The sequence below is a fragment of the Streptomyces lomondensis genome, assembly GCF_014651035.1.
Taxonomy (GTDB): Bacteria; Actinomycetota; Actinomycetes; order Streptomycetales; family Streptomycetaceae; genus Streptomyces; species Streptomyces lomondensis.
The window spans coordinates 26,062-45,403 of the sequence record NZ_BMWC01000022.1 but is presented as its reverse complement, the minus strand read 5'-3'; the positions used below and the strand labels follow the sequence as shown (position 1 = coordinate 45,403).

At 71.4% G+C, this 19,342-nt stretch carries 19 protein-coding genes and 1 pseudogene; 10 read left to right on the top strand and 10 right to left on the bottom strand.

Going from position 1 to position 19,342, the window contains the following annotated elements:
- Nucleotides 1-2: 2 nt before the first annotated feature.
- From IE255_RS37890 to IE255_RS37875, 4 genes are all read right to left on the bottom strand, one after another.
- The gene (locus tag IE255_RS37890) at nucleotides 3-932 is read right to left on the bottom strand and encodes an ABC transporter permease (RefSeq protein ID WP_190054977.1); all 930 of its coding nucleotides are present in this window, start codon (nucleotides 930-932) and stop codon (nucleotides 3-5) included.
- Between the two features lie 13 nt (nucleotides 933-945).
- Nucleotides 946-1,923: an ABC transporter permease gene (locus tag IE255_RS37885; RefSeq protein WP_190054976.1), complete on the bottom strand. Its 978-nt coding sequence runs from the start codon at nucleotides 1,921-1,923 to the stop codon at nucleotides 946-948.
- Nucleotides 1,924-2,019: 96 nt separating this feature from the next.
- The gene (locus IE255_RS37880) at nucleotides 2,020-3,702 is read right to left on the bottom strand and encodes an ABC transporter substrate-binding protein (protein WP_190054975.1); all 1,683 of its coding nucleotides are present in this window, start codon (nucleotides 3,700-3,702) and stop codon (nucleotides 2,020-2,022) included.
- 74 nt (nucleotides 3,703-3,776) lie between these two features.
- Nucleotides 3,777-4,769 carry a LacI family DNA-binding transcriptional regulator gene (locus tag IE255_RS37875; protein ID WP_190054974.1) on the bottom strand — a complete coding sequence of 331 codons (993 nt, stop codon included), beginning with the start codon at nucleotides 4,767-4,769 and terminating at the stop codon, nucleotides 3,777-3,779.
- 237 nt (nucleotides 4,770-5,006) lie between these two features.
- On the opposite strand from IE255_RS37875, the pseudogene IE255_RS37870 reads away from it, so the two are divergent.
- Nucleotides 5,007-5,171 (top strand): annotated as a pseudogene (locus tag IE255_RS37870) (PfkB family carbohydrate kinase); the annotation flags it as partial.
- A gap of 59 nt (nucleotides 5,172-5,230) precedes the next feature.
- Here the strand turns inward: IE255_RS37870 and IE255_RS37865 are convergent.
- Nucleotides 5,231-5,929: a hypothetical protein gene (locus IE255_RS37865; protein ID WP_229906783.1), complete on the bottom strand. Its 699-nt coding sequence runs from the start codon at nucleotides 5,927-5,929 to the stop codon at nucleotides 5,231-5,233.
- A 1,244-nt stretch (nucleotides 5,930-7,173) separates the two neighbouring features.
- Nucleotides 7,174-7,434, bottom strand: coding sequence for a hypothetical protein (locus tag IE255_RS37855; RefSeq protein WP_190054973.1), 261 nt, complete (start codon nucleotides 7,432-7,434; stop codon nucleotides 7,174-7,176).
- A 106-nt stretch (nucleotides 7,435-7,540) separates the two neighbouring features.
- Here IE255_RS37855 and IE255_RS37850 point away from each other — a divergent pair, with 106 nt between their 5' ends.
- Nucleotides 7,541-8,137 (top strand): TetR/AcrR family transcriptional regulator, encoded by a 597-nt coding sequence (locus IE255_RS37850; protein ID WP_190054972.1) that lies wholly within the window; start codon nucleotides 7,541-7,543, stop codon nucleotides 8,135-8,137.
- A 98-nt stretch (nucleotides 8,138-8,235) separates the two neighbouring features.
- The gene (locus IE255_RS37845) at nucleotides 8,236-8,676 is read left to right on the top strand and encodes an Asp23/Gls24 family envelope stress response protein (protein WP_229906782.1); all 441 of its coding nucleotides are present in this window, start codon (nucleotides 8,236-8,238) and stop codon (nucleotides 8,674-8,676) included.
- A gap of 177 nt (nucleotides 8,677-8,853) precedes the next feature.
- Here IE255_RS37845 and IE255_RS37840 read toward each other — a convergent pair whose 3' ends face one another.
- Nucleotides 8,854-9,147, bottom strand: a complete 294-nt coding sequence (locus IE255_RS37840) for an AzlD domain-containing protein (protein WP_190054988.1) — start codon at nucleotides 9,145-9,147, stop codon at nucleotides 8,854-8,856.
- A 176-nt stretch (nucleotides 9,148-9,323) separates the two neighbouring features.
- Entirely contained in the window at nucleotides 9,324-9,986 is a 663-nt protein-coding gene (locus IE255_RS37835; RefSeq protein ID WP_443732514.1) for an AzlC family ABC transporter permease, read from the bottom strand.
- Between the two features lie 152 nt (nucleotides 9,987-10,138).
- Between IE255_RS37835 and IE255_RS37830 the strand changes: the two genes are divergently transcribed.
- Both IE255_RS37830 and IE255_RS37825 read left to right on the top strand, forming a co-directional pair.
- A complete protein-coding gene (locus IE255_RS37830; RefSeq protein ID WP_190054987.1) occupies nucleotides 10,139-10,669 on the top strand; it encodes a helix-turn-helix domain-containing protein in 531 nt (176 codons plus the stop codon).
- A 130-nt stretch (nucleotides 10,670-10,799) separates the two neighbouring features.
- On the top strand, nucleotides 10,800-12,611 hold the full coding sequence (locus IE255_RS37825; RefSeq protein WP_229906781.1) for a rhamnogalacturonan lyase family protein: 1,812 nt from the start codon (nucleotides 10,800-10,802) through the stop codon (nucleotides 12,609-12,611).
- 18 nt (nucleotides 12,612-12,629) lie between these two features.
- Here IE255_RS37825 and ku read toward each other — a convergent pair whose 3' ends face one another.
- Nucleotides 12,630-13,661, bottom strand: coding sequence for a non-homologous end joining protein Ku (gene ku, locus IE255_RS37820; RefSeq protein WP_443732513.1), 1,032 nt, complete (start codon nucleotides 13,659-13,661; stop codon nucleotides 12,630-12,632).
- A 63-nt stretch (nucleotides 13,662-13,724) separates the two neighbouring features.
- Between ku and ligD the strand changes: the two genes are divergently transcribed.
- Nucleotides 13,725-14,606: a non-homologous end-joining DNA ligase gene (gene ligD, locus IE255_RS37815; RefSeq protein WP_190054970.1), complete on the top strand. Its 882-nt coding sequence runs from the start codon at nucleotides 13,725-13,727 to the stop codon at nucleotides 14,604-14,606.
- A 524-nt stretch (nucleotides 14,607-15,130) separates the two neighbouring features.
- Here the strand turns inward: ligD and IE255_RS37810 are convergent.
- Nucleotides 15,131-15,934 (bottom strand): nuclease-related domain-containing protein, encoded by an 804-nt coding sequence (locus IE255_RS37810; protein ID WP_190054969.1) that lies wholly within the window; start codon nucleotides 15,932-15,934, stop codon nucleotides 15,131-15,133.
- Between the two features lie 119 nt (nucleotides 15,935-16,053).
- Here IE255_RS37810 and IE255_RS37805 point away from each other — a divergent pair, with 119 nt between their 5' ends.
- From IE255_RS37805 to IE255_RS37790, 4 genes are all read left to right on the top strand, one after another.
- Nucleotides 16,054-16,557 (top strand): protein-tyrosine phosphatase family protein, encoded by a 504-nt coding sequence (locus tag IE255_RS37805; RefSeq protein WP_229906780.1) that lies wholly within the window; start codon nucleotides 16,054-16,056, stop codon nucleotides 16,555-16,557.
- A 114-nt stretch (nucleotides 16,558-16,671) separates the two neighbouring features.
- Nucleotides 16,672-17,400 carry a hypothetical protein gene (locus IE255_RS37800; protein WP_190054967.1) on the top strand — a complete coding sequence of 243 codons (729 nt, stop codon included), beginning with the start codon at nucleotides 16,672-16,674 and terminating at the stop codon, nucleotides 17,398-17,400.
- Nucleotides 17,397-18,650 carry an ATP-binding protein gene (locus IE255_RS37795; RefSeq protein ID WP_190054966.1) on the top strand — a complete coding sequence of 418 codons (1,254 nt, stop codon included), beginning with the start codon at nucleotides 17,397-17,399 and terminating at the stop codon, nucleotides 18,648-18,650. The genes IE255_RS37800 and IE255_RS37795 overlap by 4 nt, the downstream gene beginning before the upstream one ends.
- Before the next feature lie 114 nt (nucleotides 18,651-18,764).
- Nucleotides 18,765-19,301: an SH3 domain-containing protein gene (locus tag IE255_RS37790; protein WP_190054965.1), complete on the top strand. Its 537-nt coding sequence runs from the start codon at nucleotides 18,765-18,767 to the stop codon at nucleotides 19,299-19,301.
- Nucleotides 19,302-19,342: the final 41 nt, after the last annotated feature.

Genomic DNA, 19,342 nt, shown 5'->3' with positions numbered 1-19,342 from the left:
GCTCAGGCCCTCCTCTCAGGCAGGGCACGCCGGGCACGGCGGCTGCGCAGCCTCGGGTTGGTGATCTCGTCGACCGCGTAGTTGACCAGCGCGAGCGCGAAGGCGACGAGCGCGATGCACATGCCGGAGGGGACGAAGGCCCACCAGGTGCCGGTCATCAGCGCGCCGTCGTTGCTGGCCCAGTACAGGTTGGTGCCCCAGCTGACGACGCTGCTGTCGCCGAGGCCGAGGAACTCAAGGCCGGCCTGGGCGCCGATGCCGAAGATCACGCAGCCGAGCAGCGTGGTCATCACCACGGACGCCATGTTGGGCAGGATCTCGCGGAACATGATCCGCAGCGGGCGCTCCCCGGTGACGACCGCGGCGGCCACGAAGTCCTTGCCCCGGATCGACTTGGCCTGCGCACGCAGCACCCGGGCCGAGCCGGCCCAGCCGGTGACGACGAGGACAAGGATCACGGTGGAGGTCCCGGGCGGCAGGAACGCGGCCAGGATGATGAGCAGCGGCAGCCCGGGCAGCAGCAGGAAGATGTTGGTGACCAGGGTCAGCGCGTCGTCCACGATGCGGCCGAAGTAGGCGGACGCGAGGCCGACGAGGATGGCGATCGCGGTCGCCGCGAGCCCCACGGTGAACCCGACGAACAGGGAGCTGCGCGCGCCCCACAGGGTCAGGGCGAGCACGTCCTGCCCCTTGGCGGTCGTGCCGAGCCAGTGCGCGGCCGAAGGGGCCTGGCTGCCCGTGGAGTTGATGAGGGACGGGTCGCCCGGCGCAAGGACGGGGGCGAGCAGGGCGAGCAGCGCGAAAAGAGCGAGCAGGATCAGCCCGGCCAGCGCCTTCTTGCTGTCGATGAGCTGGCGCAGCAGTCCGCGTCGGCGGGACGAGGGCGCGGAGGCTGTCGGCGTGGTGGCCGTCGCGATCTCGATGGCGGTCATGTCGGCAACCTCCTCAGCGGACGCGGACGCGCGGGTCGAGGCGGACGTAGACGAGGTCGACGAGGAAGTTCGCGAGCAGCACCGCCGCCGTGATCGTCAGGAAGATGCCCTGCATCAGCGGGTAGTCCAGGCCCTGGACGGCCATCAGCAACTGGTAACCGATGCCGGGGTAGGCGAACACGACCTCGGTGAGCAGCGCGCCGCCGACGACGAAGCCGAGCGCCATGCCGAAGTTGGTGACGGAGGGCAGCAGCGCGTTGCGGGCGGCGTAGCGGAACATGATCCGCGAGGGGCTCAAGCCCTTTGCCTCGGCCATCGTGATGTAGTCCTCGGCCGCTGTGGCGATCATGGTGTTGCGCATGCCGAGCATCCAGCCGCCGATGGAGACCAGCACGATGGTCAGCGCGGGCAGCACCAGGTGGGTGGCGACGTTCGAGACGAACTCGCCGTTGAGGCCGGGGGTCAGGCCGACGTCGTAGGCGTGTCGCAGCGGGAACCAGCCCAGGCTCACGCCGAACAGGTACAGGGCGCCCATCGCCAGCCAGAAGTAGGGGAAGGAACCGACGAAGATCAGCAGGGGCGGGAAGGCGGAGTCGAGGACGCCGCCGCGCCGCCAGGCCGCGACGATGCCGAGCAGATTGCCGAGGACTGCGGCGATGACGAGCGCGACACCGCCGAGCAGCAGGGTCCAGCCGATCTGCTGGCCGATCACGTCGGAGACGGGGGTCGGGAAGCGGGTGATGGAGATGCCGAGGTCGCCGGTGAAGACGCTCTTGACGTAGGAGAGGTACTGCTCCCAGAGGGGGCGGTGGTCCAGGCCGAAGAGTTTGCGCAGTTGGGCTATCTGGTCGGGCTGCATGGTGCCCTGGGCCTGCGCGAACATCCGGGAGACCGGGTCACCCGGCATGAAGCGCGGGAGAACGAAGTTCAGGGTGATGGAGGCCCAGAAGGCGAGCAGATAGAACCCCAGGTTACGCAGGATGAGACGCACGGGTCGTGCTCCTGTCGGTGGGGGTGAACGGGGATGCGGTGCGCGGGGGCGGCCGTCCGTGTCGGGGAGGAGGACGGCCGCCGGTCCGCGGGGCCGTCAGCCCTTGACGGGCTTGAGCGAGGTGAGCACCAGGATCGTGCTGCCGTTGCGGTTGCCGAGGGTGGCGTACGGGTTCTTCTCGGAGGGCCAGCCGGTGAAGCGGGCGTCCGTGTACGCGCCCCACTCGGGGCCGGTGAACAGCGGGACGACGGGCGCGTCCTTGTTGTACAGCTCCTGCAGGCCGTTCATCTGCTCGCGCTGCGTCTTCTCGTCGGTGGCGGCGGCGAAGGCGTCGATGAGCTTGTCGGCCTTCTTGTCGCCGAAGCGGTGGTAGTTCTCGGTGGCCTGCTTGCCGACCGGCTGCAGCATCTTCGTCGACATCACGCCGCGGTAGTACTCGTAGGGGGTGGCGCCGTTGTTGCTCCACACGATGCCGGTGTCGAAGGTGCCGGTGTTGTACGACGACTGGACGGCCGACCAGTCGGGCGTCTTCACGGTGGCGGTGATGCCGACCTTCGCCAGATCCTGCTTGATGATGTTGGCGACCGAGATCCAGTCGGAGGAGGCGGAGCCGACGGAGATGTCGAGCGTGAAGTTCTTGCCGTTCTTCAGCTTCCGCTTGCCGCCGCTCTCCTTGTAGCCGGCCGCGTCCAGGGCCTTGGCTGCCGCGTCGGTGTTGTACTTCGTCCACGTGCAGGACGCGGCCAGCGACGTGTCGCGCCACTTGTCGTAGGTGCGGGCCAGGCCCGTGCAGTCGGCGGGATCGGCGTAGCCGTTCATCGCGACCTTGGTGATCTGGTCGCGGTCGACGGCCATGCTGAGCGCCTTGCGCACGGCCGGGTCGTCGAAGGGCGCCTTGGTGGTGTTCAGCTGCCAGTTGATCATGGCGCCGGTGGCCGGGAACCAGTAGTGGTTGTGCTTCTTGTCCTTGGCCACGAAGGACTTCTCGATGTCCGGGATGAACGACTGCGTCCAGTCCACCTCGCCGCTGGTGAAGGCGAGGTTGGCGCTGTCGTTGCCGGAGAAGGCGAGCATCTGGATGCCGGCGATCCGCTGCTTGGCCGGCTGCCAGTAGTTCGGGTTCTTGCCCAGCTGGTACGACTGGCTCTGGAACTTCTCGATCTTGGTGTACGGGCCGGTGCCGACCGGGTTCGGGTTGGTGAACTTCGCCGGGTCCTTCACCTTGGACCAGATGTGCTTCGGGACGATCCAGTGGCCGCTGATCTCGTAGAAGGCGGGCGAGAAGGGCTTGTTGAAGGAGAACTTCACCGTGTGCGCGTCGACCGCGGTGACCTTGTCCAGGTAGTCGAAGCCGCCCAGCACCTTCTTTTGCAGCTGGAAGGTGTAGACGACGTCGTCGGCGGTGAGCGGCTTGCCGTCCGACCACTTCACACCGTCGCGCAGCGTGAAGGTGAGGGACTTGGCGTCCTTGGCCTGCTCCCACTTGGTGGCGAGCCACGGTGTGTCCTTGGCGTCCGACATGCTGTGCACGACCAGCGGCTCGTAGATCGCCTGCAGGGTCATGGGGGCGGGCTGCGGGGCGAGCGGGTTGAAGTTGCGCGTGAACGTCGCCAGGTCCTCGCGCGGGATGGTGAGCAGCTGGTTGCCGGAGGTGCCCCCGGCGCCGGCGGTGCCCGAGCCACCCGTGCAGGCGGACAGGACCAGGGCCGCGGCGGCGGTCGCGGTGACCGCTCTCAGGACGGCCCGTGGCCGCCGTGAAGGTATGCGGGAGGGTGCCATAATGGAGACTCTTTTCCTCTCTTCAACACACAGGGCGAAGACGGGATGGGATTCCTCGGCGGGCTGATTAGCGGTCAGACCGACGAGCGTTCGAGCAGCGGGCAGTCGACCGTCACCCGGTGGGTGTCGAGCGGCTGCCCCGCTGCGAGAGCGGCGAGCATGTCCACGCCCTTGGTGCCCATGGCCTCGAAGGGCAGGGCGAGCGTCGTCAGCTTCGGCCGCAGATAGGCGGCGATGAGTTCCTGGTTGTCGAACCCCACCACGGCCACGTCGTGCGGGATGCGCAGCCCACGTTCCTTGATCGCGTCGTACGCGCCCATCGCCATCCGGTCGTTGCCGCAGAACAGCGCGGTCGGCCGGTCGGCGGCCGGGCGGTCCAGCAGCTCGCAGGCGGCGTCGTACGCGCCGTCGGCGGTGGCCCAGCCGGGGATGACGAGGGAGGGGTCGGGGGTGATCCCGGCCTCGCGCAGGGCACGTTCGTACCCCTCGCGCCGGCCGACGGCGGCCGGGATCGCCGGGTCGAGGTTGATGAACGCGATGCGGGTGTGCCCGGCGTCCAGGAGCCGGCGGGTCGCCCGGTATCCGCCCGACTCCTCGTCGGGCAGGATGCACGGCAGCTCCCCTGCCGCGTCGTAGCAGTTCACGAGCACCGTCGGCACCTCGCGGACGGCCTTGGGCAGCGTGACGGCCCGGTGCCAGGTCGTGGCGTACAGCAGTCCTTCCACGCGGTGCTCCAGCATCTGGTCGAGCGCGGCGGACTCCTGCGCGGGGTCGCCCTCACTCGCGGCGATCAGCAGGAACCTCTGGTCGCTCCAGGCACGTTTCTGCGCCCCCGTGATCACTTCGGCCGCGAAGGGGCCGGTCACGATCTCGGTGATCAGCCCGAACCAACCGCTGCGCTTGGCGGCCAGCGCCCGTGCCCCGGCGTTGGGCCGGTAGCCGAGTTCGTCGATCGCCGCGAGGATCCGCCGACGGGTCTCGTCGGGGATGGCGGCGCCGGGCCGGTCGTTGAGGACGAAGGAGACCGTGGTCCGCGAGACACCCGCGTGGCGCGCCACATCGCTCATGGTCACGCGACTCGGCTTGTTCGTGGCCACTTCCAGTCCCTTTCGGCCGGACGGAGGCGAGACCTCACCTCCGGTTTCGCGCTTTAATAACGCGCGTTAGTTCTGTGTTGCACGGAAGTTACGTCCGTCTTGAGTGGCATGTCAATACCTACGGCATGGGCTGCATCCGGCCACCGGACCGGGCCCCATGCGCGGGGCAGAGCGGCCCCACACCCTTCCTGAGAGAGGCAGACCGTCATCGACCCCGTCCGATCCGACCCCGGCGAACTCGCGCTGCGTGCCCTGCCCGGAGGCGGCCCCGCCAACACCGCCGCCGCCCTCGCCCGGCTCGGCACCCCCACCCGGTTTCTCGGGCGGTTCTCCGGCGATGCCTTCGGCGCGCTCTTCCGCGCCCGCCTCGCCCCCGTGCTCCGACTTGACTCACCGGCGGCGGTCCGGTCGCTGGAGGCTCGAACGGGCTGCTACCCGTCCTGCCAAGCAATCACGGTCCAGAAGACCGCGAAGCCCGTCCACACGATGGCGAACACCCAGACCACGGGGTGGCCGCCGAACAGTGCCATGGAGCCGAGCCAGCCGACCCCAACGGCCACGAACAGCAAGCCGAAGTTGGGGAAGGCGAAGAGGCCGGAGAGCCGCCCGCTCAGCAATGCCCATGCGCCGCCCGCCAGGATCAGGCAGCCCAGCGCGAGCCACGGGAGAACCGCCCGCTGCGAGGAGGGCGCGTAGGAGTCGATGTGGCCGCGAATCCTCAGCTCCACGACCTCCCCCTGCCACAGCCGGACTTCGGCGTGGTCACCCCTCCTGGCGTCGTCGTACGTCTCCGACCCCACGCCCAACCAGGTTGTATCCCCTGGCCGTTGGACCTTCAGGTCGTGGTACGTCGTACAGGTCGTACCGCCGCCTCCGCCGCCTGCGGTGGTCACCCCGCCGGCCGTCACACCGCCGATAGCGCCACCGGCGGTGTTCATACCGCCTCCGGCCGTGATGCCTCCGGTGGTGATGCCTCCCGTCGTGCCGCCGCTCGTGCCGTTGGACGTGCAGCGCTCACCCGTCCGCCGGTCGAGCACCGTGCCCGCCTCGCGCCGCACGCACAGTTCCGCCTCATCCCCGTCTCCGCTCCGGCCCCCGCCCTGGCAGACCGGTGCGTCGCGGTACTCCATGGTCGCTCCGTAGCCTTCAGCGACCTGCTGACCGCAGAGCAGGACTCCCCATCCGGCCGCGAGGACGAGCAGCCCCCGTAACCAGTGGGGCAGCCGCCTGCGGTACCAAACGTCGCCGTACCCCCTGCTTTTCACCCAGCTGTAATCCCCGTTCGGCTGAGCCCTCATGCGCCGGGCGTCAGGTCCAGCCGCCGCAGAGCTTCATGCTGGGATCGATGGTGTAGCCGTCGCCGGGGATGGTGAGGTAGAAGCCGTAGTGGGCGATTCACGAGTTTCTGAGTGGTTCTGCTGTCGCCTGATGGTGTGGCGGTGGGGCGGAATCCGCTGGTCCGCTGTTGTTGATCTGGTGATGTGACCGGGCGCGTGAACGCAAGCGGTATCCGAGTGACTTATCGGACGAGCAGTGGTCGTTGATCGAGCCGGTGATCACCGCGTGGAAGGCCCGGCATCGGTCAGCGGCCATCAGGGCGCCTACGACATGCGGGAGATCGTGAACGCGATCCTGTACCAGGGGGATCGGCTGCCAGTGGGCCGAACTTCAAGAACCAGGTCGTCGCACACGGTGCCGGCCTGGCATCGACGTCGAGATCGTCGCCCGCGACCCGCAGGTCAAGGGGTTTGTGCCGCAGCCGAAGCGGTGGAGGGCCGAGCAGACCTACGGGATGACCCGCCAGCTCACCGGCGCGAACACCCCCACCTGGCGCGAGGCGCTGGGGGTCGCAGCGTGAACATCCAGCCGTTGCTCGAAGCGCTGGAACTGCAGGAACAGGCTGCCCGGGCCGTGGCCGACGGCCTCCGTGAACAGATCGACGGCCTGCAGAACCGGCTACGGGATGCCGAGACCCACCTGGAGCATCTCGCGATCACCCGCACGACCGTCACCGGCCTCGCCGACCGACTGCCCGCCGCCGCACGGGCCTGCCCGAGCACCCGGACTCCCCCCACATCCTCGCCGTCTTCAATCACACGACCGGACCACTACGGGCCAGGAACGTCTGCCAAACCCTGGGGCACGAACTGCTGCCGAAGGACGTCGAAGGCACCCCCGAAGCCGACACCGGAAACGTCGTCAAGTGCACCTGCGAGCCCTGTGCGTGCGGCCCCCGGGATACGGAGGCACGCCGTCAGGTGCCCGCCGACGAACTCGACGGTGCGTGCGGTCGGGTCCCGGCGGGGACTGCCGGCCGATGCCCCGCGCCCAGGTGACCCAGGTGATGGGCCAGCGGCGCCCATGGACGGAAGCGTCAGGAACGGCGGCCCGCACGGCTCCTCGCGTGGTGGCGGCGGGCCGCCGTCGCCAGGAGTGCGGTGCCCGCGCAGCCGACCAGGAGCGCTCCCCACTCGGGTACGTGGGCCGCGCGCAGCAGGCCCGCGACGCCGAAGCTCGTGTTCCAGCCGGCCTCCGTGACGGCCGAGCCGAAGCCCTGGATCGTCAGGATGGCGCCGAAGAGCCAGAGCAGGCTCTGGGAAGGTCCGGTGTTAAGGGTCCTGGGGTGGTCGGGCATGACGGGGTCCCCCTCGCGCTGATGGAGTTTTTCGATGCGGTCGCATCACATCCTGCAGTGCGGAAGGATACGATGCAAGTGCATCGGTAAGGCGGGAGGGCGGAGCGTGCCCAGGCAGGTCGACTACGAGGAGCGGCGGGTGCGGATCGCGGACGCGGTCTGCGCGCTGATCGCGCGTTCCGGGATGGAGGCCGTCAGTCTCCGTGACGTGGCCGCCGAGGCGGACGTGTCGATGGGTGCTGTCCAGCGCTGCTTCCGCACCAAGGAGGACATGCTGCTCTTCGCGCTGGAGCATGTCTCGCGGCGCGTCAGCGAGCGCGCCGACCAGCGCATCGCCGCGGCCGGCGAGCCACAGGCCGCAGCCACCCTGCTGTCCCACACCCTGACAGCACTCGCCCTGCTGGACGAGGAGTCGAGGGCGCAGGCCCATGTCTGGGTGGCCTTCGTCGGTCACGCGTCGACCGGCGGGAGACTGGGCGCCGTCCTGCACGAGACGTACGCCAAGCTCCATGAGCTCGCCCTGTGGCTCATCCGCTACGGGCAGGACACCGGGGAGATCCCGGAGCACGTCGACGCCGTTCACGAGGCACAGAGCCTGCTCGCCTTGGCCGACGGGCTCACCATGCACGTCCTCGCGGGGCATCAGCCCCCCGAGACGGCGAGGGCCGTGCTTCAGCGTCACATCGACCGCCTGTTGCGGTGACTTCAGCACTTTCGCCCCATATGCACCATTGGTCTACCGTGGATAGGGGGACGCCGTTCCTACCCCGCACCGATCATCGAGTCATCGAGGTGACGGCCATGACGGAGACCACACAGCGCAAGGGGGAGAAGGCTCCCCCGGAGGCCCGTGGGAACACCACGTTCGCGGACGCGGTCGTGGCGAAGATCGCGGGCATGGCTGCCCGGGAGATCCCCGAGATCCACCATCTCGGCGGAGGGGTGACCAGGGCCCTGGGGGCGGTGCGCCAGCGCGTGCCCGGTGGGGGCGGTGGCAGCATCACCCAGGGCGTGAAGGTGGAAGTCGGTGAGCGGCAGGCCGCCGTCGACCTCGACGTGGTCGTCGAGTACGGCGCCGCCATCGCCGACACCGCCGCGGATGTCCGGACCAACGTCGTCAACGCGGTGGAGCGGATGACCGGCCTGGAGGTCGTGGAGGTCAACATCTCCGTCAACGACGTCCATCTGCCGGACGAGGAGGAGGGCGAGGAGTCCGAACAGGAGGGGCGGCGCGTGACCTGACGTCCTCTTCGGGGCGTTCGCGGGGCGGCGCGTGACCTGACGTGCCCTTCGGGGCATGCGCGGGGCGCGGCGCGTGACCAGACGTCCCCTTCGGGTCACTCGCGGCGGCCCGTGACCTGACGTGCCCTTCGGGGCATTCGCGGGGCGGTGCCGTCCTCCTCCCGTGGCGGTGGCGTCTCACGGGAACCCCGCGACCCGCAGCAGCGCCGCCGTGCCCGCCGCCGCCAGGACGACCACGAGGAACGGTGCCCGGCGCCAGGCGAGCACTCCGCCGACCAGGACTCCGAGCGGGCGCGCGGGGCCCGCGAAGGCGTGCCCCTCGGTGAGGGCGGCCGTGGCGGCCAGGGCGGCGAGCAGGAGGACCGCCGAGACCTCCAGCAGTCTCTCGGCCCGTTCCGGGAAACCGACCCTGGTGCGCAGGGCCGGGCCCGCGAGGCGGAGCAGGAAGGTCCCGGCCGCGAGGGCGGACATCGCCGTCAGCGTCGGCAGGGCGTCGGCCGTCCCCGCCGCTGCCGTGCCCGCCGCTGCCATGCCCGGCTCTGTCACCCCTGCCGCCGTCATGCCCGGCTCTGCCACCCCTGCCGCTGTCATGCCCGGAGCTGTGCCCCCTGCGACCGTCATCCCCGCCGCCGTCATCCCCGCCGCCGTCATCGCACAGCCCCTTCCCCCGCACCGACGGTGCACAGCGGCAGCGCGGCCAGGGCGACCAGGATCGGCAGGCCGGCCGGCAGGAAGGGGGTGACGGCCAGGGCCAGCGCGGACCCGGTCAGCGCGGTCCGCCGTAGGGGCCGGCTCCTCAGCGCGGGGAGGGTCAGGGCCAGGATCACCGCGGGGAACATGGCGTCCAGGCCCAGGGCGCCGGTGTCCCGTACGACGCTGCCGAGCAGCGCGCCCAGCGCGGCGCCGGCCGGCCAGCAGACCAGGATGCCCAGGCCGCAGAGCCAGTAGGCGGCCCGCTTGCGCTCGGGCTCGTCCTGGGCGAGGGCGAAGACGACCGTCTCGTCGTTCATCAGGTGCGTGCCGAGCACTCCGCGCCAGCCCTTGCCGAGGACGTCGGGTACCGCCAGGCCGAACGGCACATGCCGCGCGTTGACCAGGAGCCCGGCCAGCAGCGCGGCGATCGGGCTGCCCCCGGCGGCGATGATCCCGACGAACAGGAACTCGGACGAGGCGGCCAGCACGAGCGCCCCCATCAGCACCGGGAACCACCAGGGGAACCCCGAGGTGACCGCCAGGGCGCCGTAGGACACGCCGATCACCCCGACGGCAAGGCAGACCAGCGCGATGTCGCGCGGGAGGGTCCCGCCCAACCTTCCCTCCAGCCTTCCGCCCAGTGTTCTCCAAAACGAACGCATGTTGCTTACAATGAACGCCTGCCGTTCCGTTCGTCAAGGCGAACGATTGACCATTGGAGCGAACACAGGTGTCCGACATCGACCCCGCCCCCCGGCCTCCGATCGAGATGATCGCCGCGTCCTTGCGGGCGGAACGCGTCCGCGCCGGGCTCTCCCTCACCGAGGTCGCCCGGCGGGCCGGGCTCGCCAAGTCCACGCTCTCCCAGCTGGAGTCCGGCACCGGGAACCCCAGCCTGGAGACGCTGTGGGCGCTCTGCGGGGCCCTGGAGATCCCCTTCGCCCGGCTGCTGGCCGCCCCCCGGCCGCAGGTGCAGGTGATCCGGGCAGGGCAGGGGCCGGCGGTCGGGTCCGAGGAGAGCGACTACCGGGCCACCCTCCTCGCCGCCTCCCCGCCCGGGGCCCGGCGGGACGTCTACAGCGTCGCGGCCGAGCCCGGGCCGCAGCGTTCCTCCGCCCCGCACCCGCCGGGCGTCGTGGAGCACGTCGTGATCAGTACGGGCCGGGCCCTGGTGGGCACCGCCGAGGAGCCGGTGGAACTCCACCCGGGCGACTACATCTGCTATCCGGCCGACGTCCCGCACGTCTTCCAGGCACTGGAGCCCGGCACGCGCGCGGTGCTCGTCTCCGAGCACCACTGAACTCGGCCGGATCGTCGTGTAAGCGCTTACGCCCTCGCGGCCTTAGGTTCCGTTTGTATTGACGGGTCATCAGCGCGGTGCTTCCATCGGCAGCGATGAAAGCGCTTAACCTCCGAGGGGGCGGTTTGTCATGCGCATGAAAACGATCGGCACCGTCCTGGCCCTCTGTGCCGCACTCTCCGTCGCACCGGCGAGCCCCGCCCCGCAGGTGCAGGCCGCCCGTGTGATGGAGAACCTCGGCCGCGGTGTCGTGGCCGTGCGCGCCGCCAGTGCCCAGGTCCTGGTCTCCTGGCGGCTGCTGGGACTCGACCCGCAGGGCATCGGCTTCAACGTGTACCGGTCGACGGCCGGTGGCCCGTACGTCAAGCTCAACTCCGGTGTGCTGACGGGCGGCACGAACTACCCGGACACCACGGCCGATCTGACACGCGCCAACAGCTACCGCGTGACGCCGGTCGTGGGCGGTCAGGAGCAGGCGCCCAGCGGGGCCTTCACCCTGACGGCCAACCACGCCGTGGAGCCCGTGGTGCGCGTGCCGTTACGGCCCGGCGGCGCGGTGAAGTTCGTCTGGGTCGGCGATCTCGACGGCGACGGCGAGTACGACTACCTGGTCGACCGGCAGACCTCCCCGCAGAAGCTGGAGGCCTACACCGGCGACGGCGACTTCCTGTGGGAGGTCGACCTCGGGCCGAACAGCCAGAACCAGGACAACATCGAGCCGGGCTCCTCCGCGATCGACCTGGGCCACTGGGACGGCGTCACCGTCTACGACTTCGACAGCGACGGCCGCGCGGAGGTCGCCCTGCGGGTCGCCGACGGGGTCAGGTTCGGTGACGGCGCCACCTGGACGCACGCGGACGACGCGCGCCAGTTCATGGCCGTGCTCGACGGCCGGACCGGAGCGCTGCGCAACTGGTCCGCCGTACCGACGACCTACCTGGCCGACGGCCCGATGGCCGCGCGCCTCGGGGTCGCGTACCTCAACGGCACCACGCCGAGCCTGGTCGCCTTCATGAAGAACCGGCGCGACGACGGCGCCTTCAACCTGATGATGGGCGCCTGGAAGTTCGACGGCGACTCACTGGACCGCCAGTGGACGTGGCAGCGCGGCAACCAGGACGCGCCCGACGGGCACAACACCCGCGCCGTCGACGTCAACGGCGACGGGACGGACGAGGTCGCCGAGATCGGTTTCGTGCTCAACGGCAACGGCTCGCTGCGCTACTCGATGGCGCCCCAGGGCATCGTCCACGGCGACCGCTTCCACATCGCCGACATGGACCCCGGCCGTCCGGGCCTGGAGGGCTACGGCGTTCAGCAGAACAACCCGAGCGGCCTGCTGGAGTACTACTACGACGCCGCGAACGGCAATGTCATCTGGCGGCATGGCGGCGGCCCCGCCGACGTGGGACGCGGCATGGCGGGCGACGTCGACCCGCGCTTCCCCGGTATGGAGGTGTGGTCCTTCTCCGGCCTCTACAACGCACCCACCAACCGGCTCGCCGAACCGAACACGTCGCTGCGCCCGTGGCCGCAACTGGGCCTGTGGTGGGACGGTGACCTCACCATGGAGCTGCTCAACGACGGCAAGATCGAGAAGTGGGACCCGGCGCGCCCGACGTCGAGCGGCAGCGTGCCCCGGCTGGTCAGCACCTGGAACTACGGCGCGGTCAATGCCTCCCAGGGGGTGCAGCCCACCTTCGTCGGCGACATCCTCGGCGACTGGCGCGAGGAGGCCGTGTACACCGACGCGGCCTACGACGAGCTGATCGTCTTCACCACGAACCAGCCGACGAACCACCGCCTGTACACGCTTGCCCACAACCCCGCCTACCGGAACGCCATGACGTTCAAGGGCTATATGCAGTCCCACCACGTCGACTACTTCCTCGGAGCCGGCATGTCCGGACCGCCCCGGCCGAACATCGCGTACGCGCCGTGAGGGGTGCGGCGGCGCGGGTCACGCCGAGCGCTTGCGGGACGTCGACTTCTTCGCGGGCGTCTTCTTCGCCGTGCTCTTCGCCGTGCTCTTCGCCGCCGTCTTCTTCGTCTCCTGCCCGGACTTGGCCGTCGACTTCTTCGCCGCCGTCGTCTTCTTGGCCGCGGTCTTCTTCGCCGTGGACGTCGACTTCTTGCCGCCGGTCTGCTTGGGGGCCGCGCGGGCCGTCTTGCGCTGGGGCAGCGGCTGGACCTCGGCGTGCTCCCCGGGCTCCTCGCCGCGGGACTCGCGGGCCGCGCGGACGCTGTTCTCCAGGGCCGCCATCAGGTCCAGGACCTTGCCGCCCGCGGCCGGCTCCGGGGCCTGGGGCAGGGTCTCGCCGGCGGCCTTCGCGGCGATGACCTCCTCGACGGCCTCTCGGTACTCGTCGTGCAGGTCCTCCAGGTCGACCTCGCCCAGGGTGTCCATCAGCGCGTCGGCGAGGTCCAGTTCCTTGTCGCGGACCGTGACGTTCGTGTCGGGGGCCACGCCCTCGGGGGCGCGGACCTCGTCCGGCCAGAGCAGGCCGTGCATCGCGATGGCGTCGCCGACCACCCGGAGCATGCCCAGGCGCTCCCGCCCGCGCAGGGCGAACTTCGCGATCGCCACCTTGTTGCTGCGCTTGAGCGCCTCCCGGAGCAGCGTGTACGGCTTCGCCGCCGGGGCGCCGCTCGCCTGGAGGTAGTACGCGGCGTCCATCTGGAGCGGATCGATCCGGTCGGCCGGGACGAAGGCGACGATCTCGATCGTCTTGGCCGTGGGGATCGGCAGGCTGGACAGGTCCTCGTCGGTGATCGGGATGATCGAGCCGTCCGCGTCCTCGTAGCCCTTGCCGATCTCCCCCTGGGTGACCTCCCGGTCCTCCAGCTCGCAGAACTTGCGGTAGCGGATGCGGCCGCCGTCCTCGGTGTGGATCTGGCGGAAGGAGATCGAGTGGCTCTCGGTCGCGTTCACCAGCTTGATCGGAATGCTGACCAGGCCGAACGAGATGGCGCCGTTCCAGATGGATCTCACGTGCAGCACCCTTCCGGTCACGCTCGGGAGTGTTCGTCATGGTTTGCGTGGGATTCTTATCGTATGGCGCCTATCACAGAGGTGGAGGGGCGACGGCTCGCGCTCAGCAATCTGGAGAGGGTGCTGTATCCCGCCACCGGCTTCACCAAGGGCGAGGTCCTGCACTACTACGCGACCGTCGCCGAGGTCCTGCTGCCCCATCTGCGCGGTCGGGCGGTGTCCTTCCTGCGGTATCCGGACGGGCCCGACGGGCAGGTGTTCTTCACGAAGAACGTGCCGCCGGGTACGCCCGAGTGGGTCACCACCGCCGAGGTGCCGCGGGTGGAGGGGCCCTCGCGGATGGTTCTGGTGCAGGATCTGCCGAGCCTGATGTGGGCGGCCAACCTCGTCACCGAGTTCCACACCCACCAGTGGCTGGTCGACACGCCGGACGAGGCCGACCGGATCGTCTTCGACCTGGATCCGGGGGCGCCCGCGAGCATCGTGCAGTGCTGCGAGGTCGCGCTGTGGCTGCGGGACCGGCTGGCGGCGGACGGGATCGAGGCCTGCGCCAAGACCTCCGGCTCGAAGGGCCTGCATCTGCTCGCCGCCGTGCGCGGGGCCTCCTCCGAGCGGGTGTCCGAGTACGCCAAGGAGCTGGCCGTCGAGGCCGAGAAGGCCATGCCGCGGCTGGCGCTGCACCGGATGACCAGGAGCCTGCGGCCCGGGAAGGTCTTCGTCGACTGGAGCCAGAACGCGGCCCGCAAGACCACGGCGACGCCCTACACCCTCCGGGCCCGCCCCGAGCCGACCGTCTCGGCTCCCGTCACCTGGGAGGAGGTCGAGGAGTGCGGCGCGCCCGGGCGCCTGGACTTCCACGCCCGGGACATCGCTCCGCGAGTGCAGGACTATGGCGACCTGCTCGCTCCGCTGCTGGACGCGGGGCGGGCGGGGCGGGTGCCGTAGTCACTGGCCGAGGGCGGCCGTGGCCCGGGGCGTCCGCCGACGCGCGGCCATGTCGGTTCGGGTACGGCGGAGTCTCGCGTCGGGGTGAGGCAAGCCCACGCGGTCGGGCGCCGGGCGGCGCCCGACGGCGGGGCCGACGCCCGAGTGCGGGGGCGGCGCCCCGACTGCGGGGGTGGCGCCCCGACGGCGAAGGACGGCGCCCAACGGCGCAGGACGGCCAGGTCAGCACCCTCGGCGAGGCCGACACCCGACGGCGCAGGACGACCAGGTCAGCACCCGCCAGCGGCGCCGACGCCCAACGGCGCAGGACGACCAGGTCAGCACCCGCCAGCGGCGCCGACGCCCAACGGCGCAGGACGACCAGGTCAGCACCCCTCGGCGGGGTCGGCGCTCGCTCAACGCGTCGGATTCAACGCCCGTCCGCACTCGGCCAGCGCTCGCTCAGCGCGTCGGAGTCAACGCCCGTCCGCACTCGGCCGGCGCTCCGCCCACGCCCCCCAGCGCGCAGGATTCAGCACCCACCCTCACACCCGCCCCCACGTATTCCGGTCCCTGGCCATCGCGTGGAGGGCCTCCACGTCCGCCGGCTTGAGGGTGCCGCCCTGGTGGGACAGGGCTTCCAGGGCCGTGTCGGTCAGGACGCGGACCTCGCGGGGCGGGGACGGGACCGACACCCTCGCCGGGGCGACCAGGACGAGCACGGGGCGGACCTCGGCCGTCAGGGCGTAGGAGGCGCGGTCGGCGTCGGCGCGGACGCGGCGGAGCAGCGGGTACGGGTCGCGGCGGCCCACGGTGACCAGGGGGTCGGCGACCGTCACGCGCTGCTTGCGCGCGTACAGCGTGTGCAGGGCGAACAGCCCGCCGGGGCCGATCAGCAGGTGGTGGACGCGGTCGCCGCCGGGGAGCGGGACGGAGTGCAGGGCGTGCCAGCCCGCGCCGTCCAGGCGGTCCAGGGCGTCCCCGACCGCCTGCTCGGCTTCCAGGGCCCTGCGGCGCGGGTCGGCGCGCAGCCGGCGGACCGGGCCGGGGTCGCGGTCGAGGGCGACGAGGAGGGCCTCGCCGGGGCGGTTGGGGGCCAGGTCGTCGTCGGGGTGGAGGGCCAGGCGGGCGAGTTCGGCGGGGGTCGGCACCGGGGGGGGTCCCACCGTCACGGGGCCGGTGATGAAGGGCTGGAGGGCCCGGAGCACCTCGTCCTCACGGTCCTCGCCGAGCAGGTTGACCCGGGCCGCCTCACGGTCGTACCAGGCGATGTTCCTGCCGTCCGGGAGGCAGACGTACAGCCGCTCGTGACCGTGCCGCCAGGTCGGCACGACGCGCAGTCCGTCCATGCACATCACCCCCAACCATGGGAACAGGCGGGGTGCTGCGGGGGCAAGAACCCGGCTACCTTTGAGAGGAGTTGGGCCTGCCCGGCGGACCCTCGGGCGGTGATGGTGGGGAGGCTCCGTTGCGTACCCGCAGGAAACCTGACGTGCCGGCTCCCGAGAGCCCCTGGAGCGAGGTCGCCCCCGGTCTGTGGATGGGCGGCCACGAGTACACGGGAGGCCTGGGCCATCCGGAGTTCGCCGTCGTACGGGACGAGTTCGATCTCGTGCAGACGTTGCTGCGGCTGCCGGGGCACGGCCCCGATCCAGGCGTCCTGCACCACGTCTGGCCGATCCCCGACGGGCCCCTGGACGGGACGCAGCTGGCCGGGGTGATCCGGCTGGCCGAGGCGGCGTGCGAGGCGCTGGAGGAGGGGCGCAGGGTACTCGTGCGCTGTTACCACGGGTACAACCGCTCCGGCCTCGTCGTCGCCCACGCGCTGATGCGCCGGGGCAGCTCCGCCGACGCGGCGATCCGGCTGATCCGGGACCGCCGCTCGCCCTGGGCGCTGCACAACGAGCTGTTCGTCGAGTACCTGCGGGCCGGGCTGCCCACGGCCCGGCTGCTGGAGGAGCTCACCGAGTAGCCGGCACGGCACACGGCCACCCTCTCCCGCAAATGGGACTTCCCTACGAATAAGGTGTACGCGGCCGGCGGTCGTGCCCGAGCCGCGTGATGACCCACGAACCGCAGGAGTGCAGTGCCCCTCAGCCGTCCTGGAAAGGCAGCCCGCCGCGCCGCCGCCGTCGCCCTCCTGCTGGCGACCGCCGCGGGCTGCGGGGACGCCGGCGGTCTGGAGGGCGCCGGCTCGACCCCGACGGCCGTCGGCCCGGCCCGGCTCTGGCCGGAGCTGACCCCGGCGTCCAGTCCGGCCTTCGAGGTCGGCGAGGTGAACACCGAGGTGGTCAAGGGGGTCGAGGTCCCCGCCGACGGCGACATCCGCCGGGTGGACCCGGTCGGGATCGTCCGGGCCGAGATCGCCGCGCGCCCCGGCGACTACGACGGCGGCCAGGCGCCCTACCGCGACACGAAGCGGCGGATGGCCGACTGCGCCGAGGGCCCGGGGCGCGGGAAGTGCCCGGTCCTGCGGCCGTACTACCGGGACCTGACCGGCGACGGGCGCGACGACCTGACGCTGGGCTTCAGCCTGCTGCCCGGTAGGACGACCGCCGTGCGCGTGTACACCGTCGAGAAGCACCGGCTGGTGCAGGTGATGGCGTGGGAGGACGCGCTCAGCCGTGTCGAGCTGGCCGGGCGCTCCCTCGTCATCCGCTCGCCGTCCGAGGTCGCGGGCTACGAGTACCGCCTCCAGTGGACCTGGGACCGGGACCAGCGGGCCATGCTCCTCACCCACGACGAGATGCTGCGCACCGGCCCGCGCACCCACGCCCCGCGCCCCTCCGCCTCCCCCACCGCGAGCACCGGATGAGACCCGGGCTCCCGCAGTGGTCCGGGCCGCTGGCCGTGAAGGCCGCCGCCTTCATCACGGTGATGTGCTGCGCGCTGGCCGCCCTGCTGGGCGTCCTGGTGCATGTGCAGGTGACCAACCAGACCGTCGGCCAGGCCCGCGACCAGGCGCTGCAGCGGCTGACGCAGGCGACGGAGCGGTACGAGGCCGGGGACACGCTCCGCCGGGGCGCCGGGGTGGACCCCCCGGGGCTGCCCCGGCAGCTGCGCGACCTGGCGGTGGCCGGGGACCGCGGCACGATGGTCGCCGACTTCGCGGGGCGCCCCACGATGTGGGCGGCGGGGCCCGCCGACGGCGACCGGGCGCTGGCCGTGGCGATCGACTACTCGCAGCAGGCGCGCACCATCGAGGGCCTGGACCGGGCGATCCTGTGGTCCTCGGGGCTGGCGATCGGGGCGACGCTGCTGGTCGGCGCGTTCGCGGTGACGCGGGTGACGCGGCGGCTGCACACCACGGCCCTGGTGGCCCGGCGGATCAGCGCGGGCGATCTGGACGCGCGCGTGAACGACCCCCGTGCGGACCCGGGGGCGAGGGTTCCGGGGCGCCCGCAGGACGAGGTGGCCGCGGTCGCCGCCGCGCTGGACTCCATGGCGTCGTCGTTGCAGGGCAAGCTGCTCGCCGAGCAGCGGTTCACCGCGGACGTGGCCCATGAGCTGCGCACCCCGCTGACCGGGCTGCACGCGGCGGCCGAGCTGCTGCCGCCGGGCCGCCCGACCGAGCTGGTGCGGGACCGGGTGGCGGCGCTGCGCACCCTCACCGAGGACCTGCTGGAGATCTCCCGGCTGGACACCGGGCGGGAGCGGCTGGAGCTGGACACCGAGCGGTTGGGGCCGCTGGCCGAGCGGGTGGTGCGGGCCGCGGGGAACGGCACGGAGGTCAGGGTCGTACGGGACGTGGCCGTGGAGACGGACCGGCGGCGGCTGGAGCGGGTGCTCGGGAACCTCGTGGCCAACGCGCACAAGCACGGGCGGGGGCCGGTCGTGCTGACCGTGAACGGCCCGGTGGTGACCGTTCGTGATCACGGGGACGGTTTTCCGGAGTACCTGGTGGCGCACGGGCCGCAGCGGTTCCGTACGGAGGGCGGGGCCCGGGGGCACGGGCTGGGGCTGACGATCGCGTCGGGGCAGGCGGAGGTGCTGGGGGCGCGGCTGGAGTTCGCGAACGCGCCGGACGGCGGAGCGGTGGCGACCCTGGAACTGCCGGCCGGCTGAGAGCCGGGTTCCCCTCCTCCTATGGCCCACTGTGAGGGGCGCCTTCGGGAGGACGCTCCTAATGTGGCGATTAGTCAGCTTCGGCACTTTCGCCCTCACATGGAGGTAATCCCCATGTCCCTGCGCTCCCGCCTGTCCATAGCAACCGCCGCCGGGCTCCTCGCCGCCGCGGCCGCCGTCACGCCCGCCGCCGCCGCGCACGACGACTGGGACCCGACCGGCGGCAACGGCAACCACCACCACGACCCGAGCGGCGGCGACGGGCACCACGACCACGACCCGATCGGCGGCAACGGCGGGCACCACGACCACGACCCGATCGGCGGCAACGGCGGGCACCACGACCACGACCCGATCGGCGGCAACGGCGGGCACCACGACCACGACGGGAGCGGCGGGGACAGCCACCACGACCGGCGCCTCTACAAGGGCGTCGTCACGGCGAGCACGCTGGCGCTGCGCAGCGCCCCGAACCGCGGTTCACAGATCATCCGGTACGCCCACCGGGGCGACATCGTCAGGATCTTCTGCAAGACCGGCGGCGAGAAGGTGAAGGGCAACCCCCTCTGGTACCTCCTGACGGACGGCACCTGGGCCTGGGGCGCGGCCCGCTACATCGACAACATCGGCCCCGCGCCACGCTGGTGCTGACACTCGATCCCCCAAAGGCACACAAGACGCACTGTTTGGGT

Coding starts and splice junctions, on each gene's coding strand:
- IE255_RS37890 (WP_190054977.1), bottom strand. CDS start 932: ATGACCGCCATCGAGATCGCGACGGCCACCACGCCGACAGCCTCCGCG.
- IE255_RS37880 (WP_190054975.1), bottom strand. CDS start 3,702: ATGGCACCCTCCCGCATACCTTCACGGCGGCCACGGGCCGTCCTGAGA.
- IE255_RS37875 (WP_190054974.1), bottom strand. CDS start 4,769: ATGAGCGATGTGGCGCGCCACGCGGGTGTCTCGCGGACCACGGTCTCC.
- IE255_RS37865 (WP_229906783.1), bottom strand. CDS start 5,929: ATGGAGTACCGCGACGCACCGGTCTGCCAGGGCGGGGGCCGGAGCGGA.
- IE255_RS37855 (WP_190054973.1), bottom strand. CDS start 7,434: ATGCCCGACCACCCCAGGACCCTTAACACCGGACCTTCCCAGAGCCTG.
- IE255_RS37845 (WP_229906782.1), top strand. CDS start 8,236: ATGACGGAGACCACACAGCGCAAGGGGGAGAAGGCTCCCCCGGAGGCC.
- IE255_RS37840 (WP_190054988.1), bottom strand. CDS start 9,147: ATGTCCGCCCTCGCGGCCGGGACCTTCCTGCTCCGCCTCGCGGGCCCG.
- IE255_RS37830 (WP_190054987.1), top strand. CDS start 10,139: ATGATCGCCGCGTCCTTGCGGGCGGAACGCGTCCGCGCCGGGCTCTCC.
- IE255_RS37825 (WP_229906781.1), top strand. CDS start 10,800: ATGCGCATGAAAACGATCGGCACCGTCCTGGCCCTCTGTGCCGCACTC.
- ligD (WP_190054970.1), top strand. CDS start 13,725: ATGGCGCCTATCACAGAGGTGGAGGGGCGACGGCTCGCGCTCAGCAAT.
- IE255_RS37810 (WP_190054969.1), bottom strand. CDS start 15,934: ATGGACGGACTGCGCGTCGTGCCGACCTGGCGGCACGGTCACGAGCGG.
- IE255_RS37795 (WP_190054966.1), top strand. CDS start 17,397: ATGAGACCCGGGCTCCCGCAGTGGTCCGGGCCGCTGGCCGTGAAGGCC.
- IE255_RS37790 (WP_190054965.1), top strand. CDS start 18,765: ATGTCCCTGCGCTCCCGCCTGTCCATAGCAACCGCCGCCGGGCTCCTC.